This is a genomic window from Curtobacterium sp. MCSS17_011 (assembly GCF_003224275.1).
In the GTDB taxonomy this organism is placed as follows: Bacteria; Actinomycetota; Actinomycetes; order Actinomycetales; family Microbacteriaceae; genus Curtobacterium.
Genome location: NZ_QKLE01000005.1, coordinates 135234 through 150892 on the forward strand (window position 1 = coordinate 135234; position 15659 = coordinate 150892).

Annotated in this window: 15 protein-coding genes; 8 read left to right on the plus strand and 7 right to left on the minus strand. The window is 71.3% G+C overall.

Going from position 1 to position 15659, the window contains the following annotated elements:
* Positions 1–178: 178 nt before the first annotated feature.
* On the plus strand, positions 179–1114 hold the full coding sequence (locus DEJ17_RS05770; protein WP_110892473.1) for an ABC transporter ATP-binding protein: 936 nt from the start codon (positions 179–181) through the stop codon (positions 1112–1114).
* Positions 1111–2331 carry an ABC transporter permease gene (locus DEJ17_RS05775; protein ID WP_110892474.1) on the plus strand — a complete coding sequence of 407 codons (1221 nt, stop codon included), beginning with the start codon at positions 1111–1113 and terminating at the stop codon, positions 2329–2331. The genes DEJ17_RS05770 and DEJ17_RS05775 overlap by 4 nt, the downstream gene beginning before the upstream one ends.
* Before the next feature lie 25 nt (positions 2332–2356).
* Here DEJ17_RS05775 and DEJ17_RS05780 read toward each other — a convergent pair whose 3' ends face one another.
* Together DEJ17_RS05780 and pnuC are read right to left on the minus strand one after the other, a co-directional pair.
* On the minus strand, positions 2357–2989 hold the full coding sequence (locus tag DEJ17_RS05780; RefSeq protein WP_110892475.1) for a TetR/AcrR family transcriptional regulator: 633 nt from the start codon (positions 2987–2989) through the stop codon (positions 2357–2359).
* Between the two features lie 90 nt (positions 2990–3079).
* On the minus strand, positions 3080–3745 hold the full coding sequence (pnuC, locus tag DEJ17_RS05785; RefSeq protein WP_071404263.1) for a nicotinamide riboside transporter PnuC: 666 nt from the start codon (positions 3743–3745) through the stop codon (positions 3080–3082).
* 391 nt (positions 3746–4136) lie between these two features.
* Between pnuC and DEJ17_RS05790 the strand changes: the two genes are divergently transcribed.
* From DEJ17_RS05790 to DEJ17_RS05815, 6 genes are all read left to right on the plus strand, one after another.
* Entirely contained in the window at positions 4137–4691 is a 555-nt protein-coding gene (locus tag DEJ17_RS05790) for an alternate-type signal peptide domain-containing protein (RefSeq protein WP_110862326.1), read from the plus strand.
* Between the two features lie 45 nt (positions 4692–4736).
* The gene (locus DEJ17_RS05795) at positions 4737–5315 is read left to right on the plus strand and encodes a TasA family protein (protein WP_110892476.1); all 579 of its coding nucleotides are present in this window, start codon (positions 4737–4739) and stop codon (positions 5313–5315) included.
* Entirely contained in the window at positions 5312–6208 is an 897-nt protein-coding gene (locus DEJ17_RS05800) for a hypothetical protein (RefSeq protein WP_110892477.1), read from the plus strand. Before DEJ17_RS05795 ends, DEJ17_RS05800 begins: the two co-directional genes overlap by 4 nt.
* Positions 6205–7008, plus strand: coding sequence for a signal peptidase I (locus DEJ17_RS05805; RefSeq protein ID WP_258366676.1), 804 nt, complete (start codon positions 6205–6207; stop codon positions 7006–7008). The genes DEJ17_RS05800 and DEJ17_RS05805 overlap by 4 nt, the downstream gene beginning before the upstream one ends.
* Positions 6974–7405 (plus strand): hypothetical protein, encoded by a 432-nt coding sequence (locus tag DEJ17_RS05810; protein WP_110892479.1) that lies wholly within the window; start codon positions 6974–6976, stop codon positions 7403–7405. The genes DEJ17_RS05805 and DEJ17_RS05810 overlap by 35 nt, the downstream gene beginning before the upstream one ends.
* A 311-nt stretch (positions 7406–7716) precedes the next feature.
* The gene (locus tag DEJ17_RS05815; RefSeq protein ID WP_110892480.1) at positions 7717–9036 is read left to right on the plus strand and encodes a GNAT family N-acetyltransferase; all 1320 of its coding nucleotides are present in this window, start codon (positions 7717–7719) and stop codon (positions 9034–9036) included.
* A 142-nt stretch (positions 9037–9178) separates the two neighbouring features.
* On the opposite strand, the gene DEJ17_RS05820 is transcribed toward DEJ17_RS05815, so the two are convergent.
* The 5 genes from DEJ17_RS05820 to DEJ17_RS05840 form a co-directional block, all read right to left on the minus strand.
* Positions 9179–10183 (minus strand): ABC transporter permease, encoded by a 1005-nt coding sequence (locus DEJ17_RS05820; RefSeq protein WP_027466175.1) that lies wholly within the window; start codon positions 10181–10183, stop codon positions 9179–9181.
* On the minus strand, positions 10180–11115 hold the full coding sequence (locus DEJ17_RS05825; protein WP_110892481.1) for an ABC transporter permease: 936 nt from the start codon (positions 11113–11115) through the stop codon (positions 10180–10182). The genes DEJ17_RS05820 and DEJ17_RS05825 overlap by 4 nt, the downstream gene beginning before the upstream one ends.
* Positions 11112–12854: an ABC transporter ATP-binding protein gene (locus DEJ17_RS05830; RefSeq protein ID WP_110892482.1), complete on the minus strand. Its 1743-nt coding sequence runs from the start codon at positions 12852–12854 to the stop codon at positions 11112–11114. The genes DEJ17_RS05825 and DEJ17_RS05830 overlap by 4 nt, the downstream gene beginning before the upstream one ends.
* On the minus strand, positions 12851–14518 hold the full coding sequence (locus DEJ17_RS05835) for an ABC transporter substrate-binding protein (RefSeq protein WP_110892483.1): 1668 nt from the start codon (positions 14516–14518) through the stop codon (positions 12851–12853). The genes DEJ17_RS05830 and DEJ17_RS05835 overlap by 4 nt, the downstream gene beginning before the upstream one ends.
* A 204-nt stretch (positions 14519–14722) precedes the next feature.
* Complete coding sequence (locus DEJ17_RS05840; RefSeq protein WP_110892484.1) at positions 14723–15622, minus strand: cation-transporting ATPase; 900 nt, start codon at positions 15620–15622, stop codon at positions 14723–14725.
* Positions 15623–15659: the final 37 nt, after the last annotated feature.

Here is a 15659-nt window from a genome sequence, read left to right on the forward strand (position 1 = left end):
GGCGCGACCGGATGACGGACGGGAGGCGCGGTGCCAGCTGGCACCGCGCCTCCCGTCCGTCGGAAACGGGCGTACCTGCCGGAAACGGGCGTACTGGGTCGAAAGTTCCGACCAGGTACGCCCGTTCTCGCATCCCATCGCGGCCGTTCTGGGAAGAAAGTCCCGGTAGGGTCACCGCATGAGCGGGGCGAGCATCAGCGTGCAGGACTTCGTGATGCGGTTCGGCGACCGCAACGTGGTCGACGGGCTGTCGTTCGACGTCGCCCCCGGTGAGACGTTCGGGCTGCTCGGCAGCAACGGCTCCGGCAAGACCACGACGATCCGGGCCCTGCTCGGCATCACCAGCCCGACGGCGGGCACGCTGACGATCGACGGCCGCCCCTACCGACCGGCCACCGGCGGCATCGGCTACCTGCCGGAGGAGCGCGGGCTGTACCGCAAGGAGTCCGTCATCGACGTGATGACCTACTTCGGGCGCCTGCGCGGGCTCCGCGGTGCCGAGGCGACCGCGTGGAGCATGGACTACCTGGCACGGGTTGGTCTCGCCGACCGTGCGAAGCTGCGCGTCGACAAGCTGTCCGGCGGGCAGCAGCAGAAGGTGCAGCTCGGCATCACGATCATGGACCGGCCGCGGCTGCTCATCCTCGACGAGCCGACGAAGGGGCTCGACCCGGTGAACCGGCGGCTCCTGCTCGACCTGGTCGACGAACGGAAGGCCGACGGCGCGACCGTCGTCCTCGTGACGCACCACATGGACGAGGTCGAGCGGCTCTGCGACCGCATCCTGCTGCTCAAGGACGGCCGGGCCGCCGCCTACGGATCCGTGCCCGACGTGCAGGACGCCTTCGGCGGCGCGGTCGCCCGAGTGGGCCTCGACGGCCCGGTGCCGAAGTCGCCGCTGTACCGGCTCGCGCGCCACGAAGGACACGTGGCCTACCTCGTCCCGACCCAGGCCGCCGCCCCGGACGGCGCGGACGTCCTGGCAGAACTCGTCGCGGCCGGGGTGCACGTCACCGCGTTCGAGATGCGCCGGATCCCGCTCGACGAGATCTTCGTGCAGGTCTACGGGCACGACGCCCTGGCTGCTGCATCCTCGGACGGAGCGGCGGCATGAGCAACCTCGGCGCGGTCGTCCGGTTCGAGTTCGTCCGCGCGGTCAAGAAGCCCGCGTTCTGGATCGGCACCCTCGCGCTGCCGGTCGTCATCGTGGTCGTCTCGTTGCTCGTCGGCATCGGGCAGGCCGCCGGCACCAACTCCGTGCTGTCCGGGTCGTCGGCCACGAAGACGCCGTTCCACTACGTCGACGAGTCCGGGCTGGTGTCCGAGTCCATCGCCGCGAAGTGGGGCGGGACCCCGTCCACCGATGCCGCCGCCGACCGCGCCGCCGTGCGGTCCGGCGACCTCGACGCGTTCATCGCGTTCCCGCCGTCGCCGTCGACCACCGCCATCCGGGTCGACGCCACCGACCGCGGACTCTTCGCCAACGGGGTCTGGTCGTCGCTCGCCGAACGGGTGCTCGAGCAGAGCGTCGCCGCCTCGGTCGACGACCCCGAGACCGTGCAGCTGCTCCGCAATCCGCCCGCCACCGACGTCACCACCTACGCCGACGGCCGGGTCGCGCCGGGCTGGTTGTCCGTCGTGCCGCCGTTCCTGTTCGTCGCGGCGTTCTTCGGGCTCGTCATCCTGCTCGCCGCCCGGATGGTCACCGTCGTGGTCGAGGAGAAGGAGAACCGCATCTCCGAGATGATCCTGACCACGGTGACCGCGGGCGACCTGATCCGCGGCAAGGTCATCGCCATGCTGCTCGTCGGTTTCGTGCAGGTCAGCGTGTTCGTCGTGCCCGGCCTGGTCGGGCTGCTCGTCGCCCTGCCGCTGGTGTCGTCGCAGCTCGGCGGGCTGACCGTCGACCCCTGGCGGATGGTGACCGGGGCACTACTGCTCGTCGGCGGGGTGCTGCTCGCCTCGGGGCTGTTCGTCGCCGTCGGTGCCGCGGTGCCGTCGATCAAGGACGCCTCGGCCCTGCAGTCGGCGGCGATCTTCGCGCTGATCATCCCGCTCTACGCGGCGTTCTTCGTGATGACGACCCCGACGTCGCCCGTGGCGCAGTTCTTCACGTACTTCCCGACGTTCACGCCGATCACCGCGATGGTGCGGAACGCCGTCGGTGCCCTGACCGTGACCGAGTCGATCGTCTGCATCGTCGAGGTGTTCGTCGTCGCCGGGCTGCTGCTGTGGTTCGCGGAGTACCTGTTCCGGCACTCGGTCGCGCAGTACGGATCGAAGGTGACGCTGCGGCAGGTGCTGTCGTGGCGGCGGGGGCGGCGGGGCTGACCTCGCCGGTCGTCGCCGCGCGGCGTCAGACGCGGACGGGCGCCTCGTCGAGGTCCCACGACGGGACGGCGTGCCGCTTCCATCCCTGGCGCAGGGTGTTCGCCGCACGGTCGAACTCGACCAGGACGTCGATGTGCGGGCGGACGAGCATCTGGATCTGCAGCCCCTCGAAGACCGCGAGCAGCTGCGTCGCTGCCTGGTACGCGGGGATGCCGGCCTCTTCCGCGCCCTTGTCGAAGTCACGCTGCAGCCCGACGGTCAGCTGCTCGGCGTACTCCTCGAACCGCTTGCGGAACAGTTCGGCGAACCCGGACTCCGAGCTGGCCACGGTGATCAGCCCCGCGAGCACCCGGACGAGCCCGGGGTCCGCGACGTCCTCGGCGAGGGTCAGGCGGACGTGCTCGATCGTGCACGCCGGCGGGTTCTTCCGCCTGGTCCCCCGCAGCTGGGACCACCGGTCGTAGGTGACCAGGAGCAGGGCGTCCCAGGTCGGGAACAGCCGCTCGACGGTCTCGAGCGGGATGCCCGCGACGTCGGCGATGACCGCCGCGTCCACGTCGTCGAACGGGTGCAACCGGTAGGCGCGGATGGCCGCGCGCACCGTGCGTTCTGCGAGGGACTCGTCGTCCTCGACGCGTTCGCCGTGCAGGGATTCCATCCGACCATTGCAGCGCATTCCGGGCCGTTTGTCTCGTCCCAGAGCGGGGGCCGTGCTCCCGGCCGCGTCAGCGCGCCGCCACCAGAGCGGTCAGCCGACGGTGACGGGCGCCGCCGGCGGGCGGACCCGCTGGCGCATCCACACGAAGAACCCGGTCAGGGTGAACACGCCGTAGAAGACGTACATCAGCCCGGAGGCGTAGTACCCGGCGGAGAACAGCAGCGGCACGCCGACCAGGTCGACCGCCACCCAGATGAGCCAGAACTCGACCCACCCCTTCGCCATGCCGTAGGTGGCGAGCAGCGAACCGACAAAGATCCACGCGTCGCTCCACACCGGCTCGTACGACCCGAGCGCGCGGAAGACGGGGGTCAACAGGGCGGTGCCGCCGACCATCCCGACGACGAGCAGCAGACGGGTCCGCCAGGAGGCCCAGCGCGGATCGATCACGGTCGTCGCGTCCTCGGGGCGGTGCGTCCACCGGTACCAGCCGTAGATGCTCACGATGATGAACATGACCTGACGGCCTGCCTGCCCGAGCAGGTTGACGGGGTTCGGGGTGTCGAAGAGCGCCCCCATGAAGACGGTGAAGAGCAGGGCGTTGCCGACCAGTCCGACCGGCCAGGCCCAGACCTTGCGACGCATGCCACCCAGCGCACTGAGCAGCCCGAAGACGTTGCCGATCACCTCGCGCCAGAGCACCGTCTGGTCGCCGATGACGATCTGCGCGTCGAACAACCAGCGCACGATGTCCATGGGCCCTCCTCGTTTCCGGACGGTGCAACGGCGCTGTGCCTACCGGCATTCCTTCTGTGATCGCTCTGCGCACGCGAAGCGGACGCTCAGAAGATCGGGGTACAAAACGTGTCCTCCTTGTCGGGGACAAAAATGACCCCCGTTCTGGGTTCACGTGAACGCTCGTTCTCGCTTGTCCGCACTTTGGGGGACAGGTAACGTCGACACCAGAGCGAGTCCAGCCCGCCCGAGCAGCAGCACATGCGCTCCGGGGCCCGGCGACCGTTCTCGGCACCGGTCAGCCGCGACCCCTCCAACCACGGGTCGATGACAACCTCCCCACCGGACAAGACGCCCGAATGTCCCCGGTGGGCTTCAGCGTGCCCGGAGCACGCAGGAACGGATCCACCCCATGCACAAGATCGTCACCGGTGCCATCGCCGGCGCAGCAGGCGTCGCACTCCTCCTCGGCGGTGCGGGCACGTTCGCCCTCTGGAACGCCAGCGCCTCGAGCGCCGCGTCCGCCGTGAGCGCCGGCACGCTGACGCTGAGCGCCAACAACGACGGCGCCTGGACGGACATCACGAACGGTCGTTCCACCGCGATCGACCCGACGAAGGCCCTGATGGTCCCGGGCAACACGTTCCAGTTCACGCAGACGCTGAACATCGGCGCGACCGGACAGGACCTCAAGGCGAACCTGACCTACGCCAACCAGAGCATCACCGGCGACGCCGCGCTGCTCGCCGCCACGACGAAGACGCTGGCCGTCACCTCGACGAGCGCCTCGGTGGTGCAGTCCTCGTCGAACGCGAACACCTTCGTGGTCTCGCCGTCCTCGTCCACGTCGACCGTCAAGGTCGTCTTCACGGTGACGCTCCCCGCGTCGGCGACCACCGGTCAGGGCGGCTCGATCAACCTCAGCGCGCTGGCCTTCACGCTCACCCAGACCGCGATCGGTTCCTGATCCACCGATCGCACCCCACCGACCACGACGACCAGGAGCAGGCACATGACCGCCACACCGCGGACGACGGGACGCCACCGCGCAGCCCGACGGCACCGCTGGGTGTGGCCGGTCGCGCTCGGCCTGGTCGTCGCGGTCGGAACGGCGCTCCTCGGCACCGGCGGCACGTACGCGCTCTGGAACGGGACTGCCAGCACGGCCGCCACCACGGTGCGCTCCGCCACGGCGACCGTCAGCGTCGGCAGCACCACGGCGATGAACACCGCGGCGCTCGGGCCGGGTACGAGCACCACCGGCACCTTCACGGTGCGGAACACCGGGTCGGTCCCGCTGTCGATGCGCGTCACGACGACGGCCTCGAAGTCGTCCGTCGCGGCGGCGACCGGTGAGCTGACCCTCCGCCTCGTGATGGTGTCCTCGGCCGCGAAGTGCGTGCCCGGGCTGACCGGCACGAGCGGGCGGCTCGCCACCTTCGACACCGGCACCGCGTCCTTCACCCTGCCGGCCGGGGTCAGCGGCATCGCGTGCCTCGAGATGACCCTCGACGCCGACGCCCCGCAGACGGTCGCCGGTGCCACCACCGACTTCACCCTCACCGTCACCGGAACGCAGGTCTCCGCATGAACCGCCGCCTCCGGCTCCTCGTCGCCGTGCTCCTCACCGCCGTGTTCGTCGGCGGCACCTCGAGCGCCGCGTGGGCACTGTGGAGCGCGTCGGGCACCACCGCAGCGAGCACCACGGTCGGCACGGTCACGGCGTCGATCAGCGGCACGAGCGCCCTCACCACGGCGTTCTCGTCGAGCGTCACCTCGACGACGAAGCCGATCACCCTGACCGACTCGGGCACCCTCGCCGGCACCGCCACCACCACGGTCTCCGTCGTGTCCGGCAGCTCGACCGCACTCGCCAAGGCCGTCACCGTCGTCGCCTGGCCGGTCGCCTCGACCGCGGGCTGCACCACGAGCACGGCCGTGGGCAGCGGATCCGTCACCGGCACCTGGGCGTCGCTGCCGAGCATGAGCGCGAAGCTCGCCGCCGGCGCCTCCGCCGTCTGGTGCACCCGCAGCACCCTGCAGTCGTCGGCCCCGGCCGGCTCGACCGCCAAGGTGAACGTCAACCTCACCGTCACGAGCGGCACCTGGACCTCGGGCGTCGTGGCGGGCGGCTTCACCCTGACCACCCCGGCCGCGGTCGTCGACACGACCGCCTCGCTGGTCTGCACCGACCACGGCGGCTGGTACGTCGAGATCCGGTGGGACGCCGCGAACCGCCCGGTGGACACCTGGTACGGGGCCTTCGTCGGCTCGACGCCGGTCGGACAGAAGGCACAGGACTACTCCGCGTTCATCACCATCGCACCGACGGACGTCCCCGCGAGCGCCGGCACGGCGGGCACGCTGACCGTCACCGTCAAGGTGCTCGACAGCGCCGGCAACCCCACGAGCACCGTCGCCGGCGCCGGCAAGGTCACGCTCTTCACGCAGGACAACGGGGCGGCGATCCGGTGCGGCGCATGAGCACCCCCACCCCGCGCTCCGGCTGGCGCGCCGTCGTCCACGCCGTCGTGCTCGGTCTCAGCACCGGACTCCTGATGCTCGTCGCTGCCCTGGCGGTCGTGCTGATCGTCGTGCCGAAGGCCACGGGCTCGATGCCGCTCACCGTCCTGACGCAGTCGATGGAGCCGACCCTGCCCCCGGGGACGCTGCTCGTGGTCCGCCCGACCCCGGTCGACGACATCCGGGTCGGCGACGTGGTCACCTACCAGATCGTGTCCGGCCAGCCCGCGGTCGTCAGCCACCGCGTGGTCTCGGTGTCGTCGTCGTCGAACGGCGAGCGGACCTTCGTGCTCAAGGGCGACAACAACGCCCAGGCCGACCCGGCGCCGGTCACCGCCGTGCAGATCCGTGGCGTGGTCTGGTACTCCGTGCCGGAGATCGGCATCGTCAACCAGGTCGTCAACGGGTCGCGGAGCTGGCTCGTCCCCGCGGTCGCCGGCGTGCTACTAGCGTACGGGGCGGTCATGATGACCGCGGGCTTCGTCAGCGCCGCACGTCGTCGCCGCGCCGGCACCAACCGCGCCGACACCAGCCGCGCCAGTACCAGCCACGGACGACGCAGCGCAGCGCACCACGTCGAACGGACCACCACCGAGACGACGACCCCCACCCGGTCTAGGCTCGGTGGACGTGACGGACGGAGTGCAGCGGGCGCGGGAGCTCCTCGACGCAGCCGCTCGACGGCTCCGCGCCGCGGACGTCCCCGACGAAGCACTCGGCGAGTACGTGCAGCCGAAGGCCGTCCTCGGGATCCGTCGTGACCCGACGATGCGACCACTCGGCCGGGTGTGGCGGGTCGGGGCGCTCCTGATCGGGTCGTCCTCCGAGACCGCCGGCCGTGTCTGGGCCACCGGGTCGATCACCCGCGTCACCGAACCCGGTCGGTCGCAGTACCAGTCGGTCTCCGCCGAGGTCCGTCGCGCATACCGTGCCGCCGCCGCGAAGGGGCACTTCGGCGCCGGTGACACGGTGAACCACGGTGCCGTCCCGATCCCCGTCGACGACACCCTGGTCGGCGCCGAGGGCGTGCTCTTCGTCACCGACGACGTGCCGTCGGTCCGGTGGTCCCCGACGGCTGGCGCCGCCGTCCCCCTCGCCGACTACCTGGCCGACCGCGTCGGCCTGCTCGTCGATCCCCCGCGGGGCGCGACCGACTGACGCGGCCACGGAATCGCACGGTGCGGGGGTTCGTCATGCGGTGCCGGTTCACCCCACCCGTGCGAACTTGCCCGCCCCGTGCCCCGCCACGACCCCGCACCGAGCCACTTCCACCGCCCCGACCCACGAACTCAGCACCGTGCGGCCCGCCCTGCATCCCGCACCGTGCGTCCGCGGCACCCGGCCACCCGCACCCCGAACCGGCCACCCGCACCCCGCAGCCCGTCCGCCGGACGCGATCCGGGCCTCCAGGCCGACCGGACCGGCCACGCGCCTGTCGCGACGTCACCCGGTCCCGATAGTGTCGGAACGTGAGCAACGAGGCATTCGACGACCGCTACGAGCTGCGCGAGTTCGCGCCCGGGACGGACGACAAGGGGGCACCGAACGCCGAGACGGCAGCGTGGATGCAGGCCGTCGGGATGGGCTTCCACGAAGCCGACCCGGACGCCGATGGCGCAGCCCGCATGGCGTCGTACTTCATCGCCGACGAAGAGACGTTCCTCGGGGTCTACGTGCGCGAGCCGTTCCCGGGGTCCGTCGACGAGACGTGGCCGGCCGGCACCTTCACGTGGTTCCGCAAGGCGCTGAGCTGGGGCGACGGGTCCTCCGTCGACACCCAGGCGATCTCCGCGGTCACCGTCCGCCCGACCGAGCGTCGCCGCGGCATCCTGCGCCGGATGATGACGCACGCGCTCGAGCGCGGGGTCGCCGAGGGGTACGCCGTCGCGTCGCTGACCGCGTCCGAGGGCACCATCTACCGCCGCTTCGGCTTCGGCTGCGCCATCCGCGAGCGTGCCGTGCACGTGCGCCGCGAGCGCGCGCTCCCCCTGCTCGCCCCGACCTCCGGCACGGTGTCGGTCGTCACGCCGCAGTGGCTGGCCGACGGCCCGGGCAAGGCGGTCTTCGACCGGTTCCACGTCCGCACCCCCGGCTCGATGGTCCGCAACACCGGCACCTGGCCGGTCGCGTTCGGCCTGCTCGGCCACGACGGGCAGAAGGCGAAGGACGTCCGTGCGGCGGTGCACCGTCCCGACGGCTCCGACGAGGTCGACGGTTACGTCACCTGGCGCGTCAAGGAGGACCGCGGTTCCGACACCGCGCTCGAGATCGTCGACCTGGTCTACGCGGACGACCAGGCCTACACCGCCCTGTGGGAGTTCCTGCTCTCGATCGACCTCAACGACGTCGTGAAGTACAACCGCTCCCGCCTCGACGACCCGATCGTCGCCGCGCTCGGCGACAACCGTGCGTACGACGTCGACCACGAAGAGGACCACGTCTGGCTGCGTGTGCTCGACGTGCCGGCGGTGCTGGCCTCGCGGCCGTTCGCCGTCGACGGGTCCCTGACACTCGGGGTCACCGACGCACTCGGCTTCACCACCGGCACGTACCGCCTCGACGTCCAGGAGGCCCGTGGCACCGTCACGCGCATCGCCGACGACGTCGACGTGGCCGGGTCCGACGTCCAGCTCGACGTCGCGGAGCTCGGTGCGCTGCTGATCGGCTCGGTCTCCCCCGTCACGTTGGCCGCCGCGGGACTCGTCCGCGCTGCGGACCCGGCGTCGGTGGCGCTGCTCCGCGCGATGCTGCTGCCGCCGCGGACGCCGCACGGCATCACGTACTTCTGATGCGTCGCCCGGGTGGTGCGGCGCGCGGGCTGATGCTCGGTGCGAGGTCGGCCGCTCGGAGAGAGGTTGTTCCCCCGAACGGGGTGAACAGCCTCGCACCGTGCGAGGGCCGGGCGCGGCCGGCAACCGCCCCGCCGCGGCCCTACGCCCGGCGGCGCACCCGCGGGTCGACGAACGCGTAGACCACGTCGACGATCACGTTCGCCGTGACGATCAGCAGCGCCGAGAACAGCGTGAAGCCGACGACCACCTGCAGGTCGAGCGTGTGCACCGCGTCGATGAGCAGCGCGCCGAGGCCCTGCATCGAGAACACCTTCTCGGTGATGACCGCACCACCGAGCAGCGACCCGAGGTCGAGCCCGAACAGCGTCACGACGGGCAGGATCGCGGTCCGGAGCCCGTGCCGCACGACGACCTGGCGCTCGCGCAGTCCCTTGGCCCGGGCGGTCCGGACGAAGTCCTGGGACATCGACTCGAGCATCTCGCCGCGGGTCAGCCGGGCGTAGATCGCAGCGCTGATGAAGGCCAGCACGCACCACGGCAGGATCAGGTGGGTGAACCAGCCGACCGGGTCGTCACCGAAGGCCACGTAGCCGCTCGTCGGCAGGATCCCCAGGACGAAACCGAACAGCAGGATGCCGAGCAGCCCGACCAGGTACGCCGGGGACGAGACACCGGCGACCGCGACCGTCATGACGGCGCGGTCGACGAAGGTGCCCCGGCGCAGCGCCGAGACGGTGCCGCCGAACACCCCGGCGACGAGCCACAGCACGGCGGCTCCGACGGCGATCGAGGCGGTGACGGGCAGGCGCGCGAGGATCAGCTCGGTGACGCTCTCGTGCAGCTGGAACGAGTAGCCGAAGCACGGCGCCGCGCACTCGATGACGCTGTTGCCGCTGCCGAAGGTCCGGCCGGTGAAGATGCCGGCCAGGTAGGCGCCGAACTGTGCGAGCCAGGGCTTGTCGGTACCGAGGAACGCCTGGACCTCTCGCAGCCGGTCGGGCGTGCAGGGCTTGTCGCAGATCGCTCGGGCCGGGTTGGTCGGCAGGAGCATGAAGAGCGCGTACGTGATGGCCGCGACGACGAGCAACACGACGGCGGCCCCGAGCACGCGGATCGCGAGGAACCGCAGGGTGGCGGCGTTCACGCGGTACCCCCTCGCGGGTCGAGGGCGTCGCGCAGGGCGTCACCGAGCACGTTGAAGGCGAGGGTGATGAGGAACAGTGCGGCTCCGGGGAACACGAGGTACATGGGATCGGTCTGCACCCAGCCGATGGCGTCGCCGATGCTGCGACCCCACGACGGCGTCGGCGGGTTGACGCCGACGGCCAGGAAGGAGAGCGCGGCCTCGGCACCGATCATCGACGGGATCGAGATGGTGGCGTAGACGGTGATCGTCGCGGCGAGGTTCGGCAGCAGCTGCGTGCGGATGACGTGCCAGCGTCCGGCGCCCATCGCGGTGGAGGCGACGACGTAGTTGCGGCTGACGAGCGACAGCGTCTGCCCCCGCACCACACGGGCCACGGCCGGCCAGCCGAAGAACCCGATGACGAGCACGACGAGCACGGGCTTCGGGAACGACGACGGCACGATCGCGGTGAGGGCGATCATGAACACGAGCGACGGGAACCCGAAGATCACGTCGACGACCCGCGAGAGCACCCGGTCGTACCAGCCGCCGAAGAACCCGGTCGTGACGCCGACGAGGACGCCGATGACGATCGACACCAGGGTCGCGGCGAGTCCGATGCCGAGCGAGGTCCGCGCACCGTAGGTGACGATCGAGAACAGGTCGCGCCCGGTCAGGGGCTCGACGCCGAACCAGTGCTCGCCGCTGATGCCGCCGCCGGCACCCCGGGGCGCACCGAACGAGTTGAGTGCGTCGATGTCGTACGAGTACGGATCCTGCCCGGACGCCTTGGCGATGAGCGGGGCCGCCACGGCGACCACCAGGAACACCGCGATGACGACGGCCGAGGCCACCGCCCAGCGGTCCTGCCGCACCCGTCGCACGACGGCACGGAAGCCGGTCGTGCGGCCGGACGGTGCGACCTGTCGGTCGACGACGTTGGCCGTCACGAGGCCACTCCTTCCCACGCGCGCCACGCCTCGCGGCGAGCGGCCTGTCGCACGGGATCGGCGACGGGTGCTGCGGCGAGGAGCATGCGCGTGTAGTCCTGTTGCGGGTCGTCGAGCACGGCGTCGGTGCTCCCCCGCTCGACGACCCGGCCGTCGCGCAGCACGATCACCTGGTCGGCGAGCTGGCGGACGACGGCGAGGTCGTGGCTGATGAGCAGCATGCCGAAGCGGAACTCCTGCTGCAGCCCGGCGAGCAGGTCGAGCACGGCGGCCTGCACCGTCACGTCGAGTGCCGAGGTCGGTTCGTCGGCGATGAGGAGTGCCGGCCGCAGCGCGAGCGCACGCGCGACGGCGACACGCTGCCGCTGGCCGCCGGACAGCTGGTGCGGGAACCGCTCGGCCCACGTCGGGTCGAGCTGCACGGCGGTCAGCAGTTCGCGGACCCGCTCGGCGCGGTCGGCTGCCGAGTCGGTACCGTGCACGAGCAGCGGTTCCGCGATGCTCCAGCCGATGGTCTGCCGCGGGTTGAGCGACGACGCAGGATCCTGGAACACGATGCCGACCCGGCTGCGCAGCTCACGCAGTCGTCGTCCGTGAGCGGTGCGCAGGTCGCTGCCGTCCACCTCGACCGAGCCGGCGACGACGGGCACCAGGCCCGCGAGCGCACGTCCGATCGTGGACTTGCCGGAACCGGATTCGCCCACCAGGCCGACGGTCTCGCCGGTGTGCAGGTCGAGGTCGATGCCGGACACAGTCGGTCCGCCTCGGCGCGAGTACCGCACGGCGACGTCGCGCAGGCGCGCCACCGACGGCCGGGAGGCGCGGCTCGCCGCTGCGGGGCCCGCCTGCGCCCGTCCGAGACTCGCCGCTGCGGACAGATCGCGGCCTTCGGAGGCCGCATCCGGTCCGGCAGGCCGAGTCTCGGGTGACGCGACCGGAGAGGCGGAGCCGGCCCGTGCCTCCAGGCTGGGGACGGCCGCGAGGAGCTCGCGCGTGTAGTCGGCGGTCGGGCGGGCGAAGACCTCGGCGACGGTGCCGTGCTCGACCGGGTCGCCGCGGCGCAGCACCAGCAGGTCGTCCGCCACGTCGGCGACCACGCCCATGTCGTGGGTGATGAGCAGCACGGCGAGGGAGCGCTCGCGGCCGAGCCGCCGCAGCAGGTCGAGGATGCCGGCCTGCACGGTGACGTCGAGCGCGGTCGTGGGCTCGTCAGCGAAGAGTGCGACCGGGTCGCCGGCCAGTGCCATCGCGATCATCGCGCGCTGGAGCTGCCCGCCGGACAGTTCGTGCGGGTAGGCCTTCCGGATGCGCTCCGGGTCGGTGAGCCCGGCGTCACGGAGCAGTTCGTCGACGCGTGCCCGGACCCCGGCGCGGTCGAGCCCGGTCGGGTGTGCCCGGACGGCCTCGGCGATCTGCGTGCCGATCGAGAGGACCGGCGTGAACGAGTTCATCGGCTCCTGGAACACCACGCCGATGCCCGCACCCCGGACGGCGCGGACCGTCTCGACGGGGGCACCGATGAGTTCCTCGCCACGGAACCGGGCGCTGCCCGACACCGAGGCCTGCGGCGGCAGGAGCCCGAGCACGCTCATGGCGCTGACGGACTTGCCCGAGCCGGACTCCCCCACCAGGGCGAGGACCCGGCCGGGCGTCAGGTCGAAGGAGACGTCACGGACGACGGGCTCCGCGTCGCCGAACGCGACGCGGAGCCCCTCGACCTGCAGGATCGGGTCGGTCACTGCTCGAGCGAGACCTTGAGGTAGTTCGGGTACGCGGGGAAGTCCGCGATCTGGAAGTTCTGCACGTTCGAACCGGCGAGGAAGGACTGCTTCGCGTAGATCAGCGGCACGACCGGAGCGTCGGCCATGATCATCTGGTCCGCCTGGGCCCAGAGCTTCTGCGCGTCGTCCTGGTCGACCGTGGAGCTCGCCTTCGCGATGAGGGCGTCGACCTCGGGGTTGCTGTACTTCGAGACGTTGTAGCCACCGCCACCGATCTGCGACGAGTCGTACAGGGGCTGCAGGTTGGCGTTCGCGCTCGGGAAGTCCGGCTGCCAGCTCGACAGCGACAGGTCGAAGTCCGTGCCGTTGGTGGTCGCCTGGGTGAAGGAGTCGTAGTCGAGCGGCTTGAGCGTCACGGCGATGCCGGCACGCTTCAGGCCGGACTGCAGCGCCTGGGCCTGGGCGAGGTAGGTCGGGTCGTTCTGCGTGACCAGGGTCAGCTTCAGGCCCGTGACGCCGGCCTCCTCGAGCAGCTGCTTCGCCTTGTCGACGTCGCCGGTGGCCTTCGTCTTGTACAGGTCGTAGTCCTGGCGGCCGGCGATGCCCGGGGTGATGAGCGTCGAGGCGTACGAACCGGCGATCGCGCCGCCGGCGGCGATGCGGAAGGACTTCCGGTCGACCGCGTACTGCAGCGCCTGCCGGACCTTGAGGTCCTTGAGCTCACCGCGCTGCGTGTTGATCGCCATGTAGCTGATCGGGCCGGCCTTCGAGGTGGCCAGCCGGTCCTGGGCCGCCGGGTTGCTGCGGACCTGGTTGAGCTCGGCAGCACCAAGGTAGATGGCGCCGAACGAGTTCTTGGCGTCCCCGTTGTCCGCGATCAGCGTCTGCGTCACCGTGGACTGGTCCTGGCTCTCCTTGAAGACGATCTTCGACGGGCCGGCGGTGCGGACCTCGTCGGTCTTCGCGCTCCAGTTCTCGTTGCGCACGAGCGTGACCTGCGAGCCCTGCGTGTTCGACTGCACCTGGTACGGACCGGACGCGACCGGCTTCAGGTCGTACGCGCCGGTGTCCTTGCCGTCACCCTCGGGCACGGGGGTGAACGCCGGCATCGACGCGAGCCACGGCCAGTCTCCGTACGCGTCGTTCAGCTTGAAGACGATGGTCTTGTCGTTCGGGGTCTCGATGCTGTCGAGCGACTTGCCGTCGAACGGGCCCTTGTAGTCGGCGCCGCCCACCAGGAGCGACTTGTGGTAGCTCAGGCCACCGCTCAGGGTCGGCGCGAACGAACGCTCGATGCCCCACTTGATGTCCTTCGTGGTGATCGGCGTGCCGTCCTGGAACTCGACGCCGTCCTTCAGCGTGTAGGTCCAGGTCTTGCCGTCGTCGCTCGAGACCCCGGTGTTGGTCGCCAGGTCGGGGACGACCTTCGCCGTCTTGCCCGGCTCGACGTCCCAGGTGGTGAGCCGACGGGCGACGAGGCCCAGCGATGTGATGCCGAGGCTCTGGCTGGTCGCGGGGTCGAGGTGGAACGAGGTCTGCGGCGTCAGGATGTTGAGCGTGCCGCCCTTGGCCGTGCCCTCGGCGCCGTCGTCGGACGAACCCCCACCCGAGCAGCCGGTCAGCACCAGGGCTGCTGCTGCGGCGACGGCCGCGGTGATCGTCAGGCGGTTGGGGCGTCTCATGACGGTGCTGCTCCTCGGGGAAGGGGGTCGCGATCGCGGTGGCGGTCGCTGCGGCGGCGGAACGGTTCACCCGCCGGGCGGCGTCCATCCTGACACCGCGACGGTGGCCCGTCCGAATCTCGCGCGCCTCGGACGACGCACGACGAAACATTGCAAGCGCCGCACGCCGTCCCGCTATTCCCGATGCGTTCGCGCAGCAGCGCGTCAGCGGTCGAAGAGCCCACCGAGGAAGTCGTTGCCGAGGTTCGATGCCTGCTCACCGAGACCGGACGCCTGCTCGCCGAAGCCCGCGGCCTGCTCGCCGAACCCGCCGAGGAGCTGCTCGCCCTGACCGAAGAGTCCCTCGACGCCACCACCGAGGTCGCCGAGCCCGAGGTCGCCCATGCCCGAGGCGATGCCCTCGAAGTCCACCCCCAGGTCGGCAGCGCCGGCCAGGACCGGACCGGCGGCGGCGCTCAGCACCGCTCCCCCGGCGACCGCGGCGGCGAGGCCGCCGAACGCCATCGCGCCGGCACCGACCGCTGCGCCACCGGCGAACGCACCGCCGCGGCCCCGGCCGTCGCCCGAGCGGCCGGAACCGCCGAGGACCCGTCGGACCAGACCCGGACGCGACATCTCACCGCGGGTCATCGCGCGGGCCATGCCGCCCGCGGAGTCGTCACGCAGGTGCTCGTGGGGCGGGAGCTCGGAGTTCAGGCGGTCGCGGACCTGCTGGCGCTGCGCGGGGGTGAGCCGCGCGAAGGCGTCGTGGTGGACCTGCTCGAGCTGCTCGGGCGACGAGGTCCGGAGCAGGTAGTCGTACTTCGCCAGGGCGACCTTGTCGGCGTCGGCCCCGTGCTGCGGCGTGCCAGCGTGCTGCTGCGGCTGCCCGTACCGGGGCTGCTGCGGCTGGCCGTGCTGCTGCGACGGCTGCTGGCCGTACTGCTGCTGCTGGTTCCGGTCGTCACCGGTCAGCTTGTCCGCGGCGCTGCGCACCATGCCACGCCAGTCGGTCCCGCCCTGCTGTGATCCGGCGCCGGGCGCGGTTCCCCCCTGCCCACGCTTCTGGAGCTGCTTGTCGATGACCTTGGAGGCCATGCCGATGATGCGGTTGAGGTTCGCCATGCCCCGACCTTTGTGTCCTCACATGTGAACACCCGGC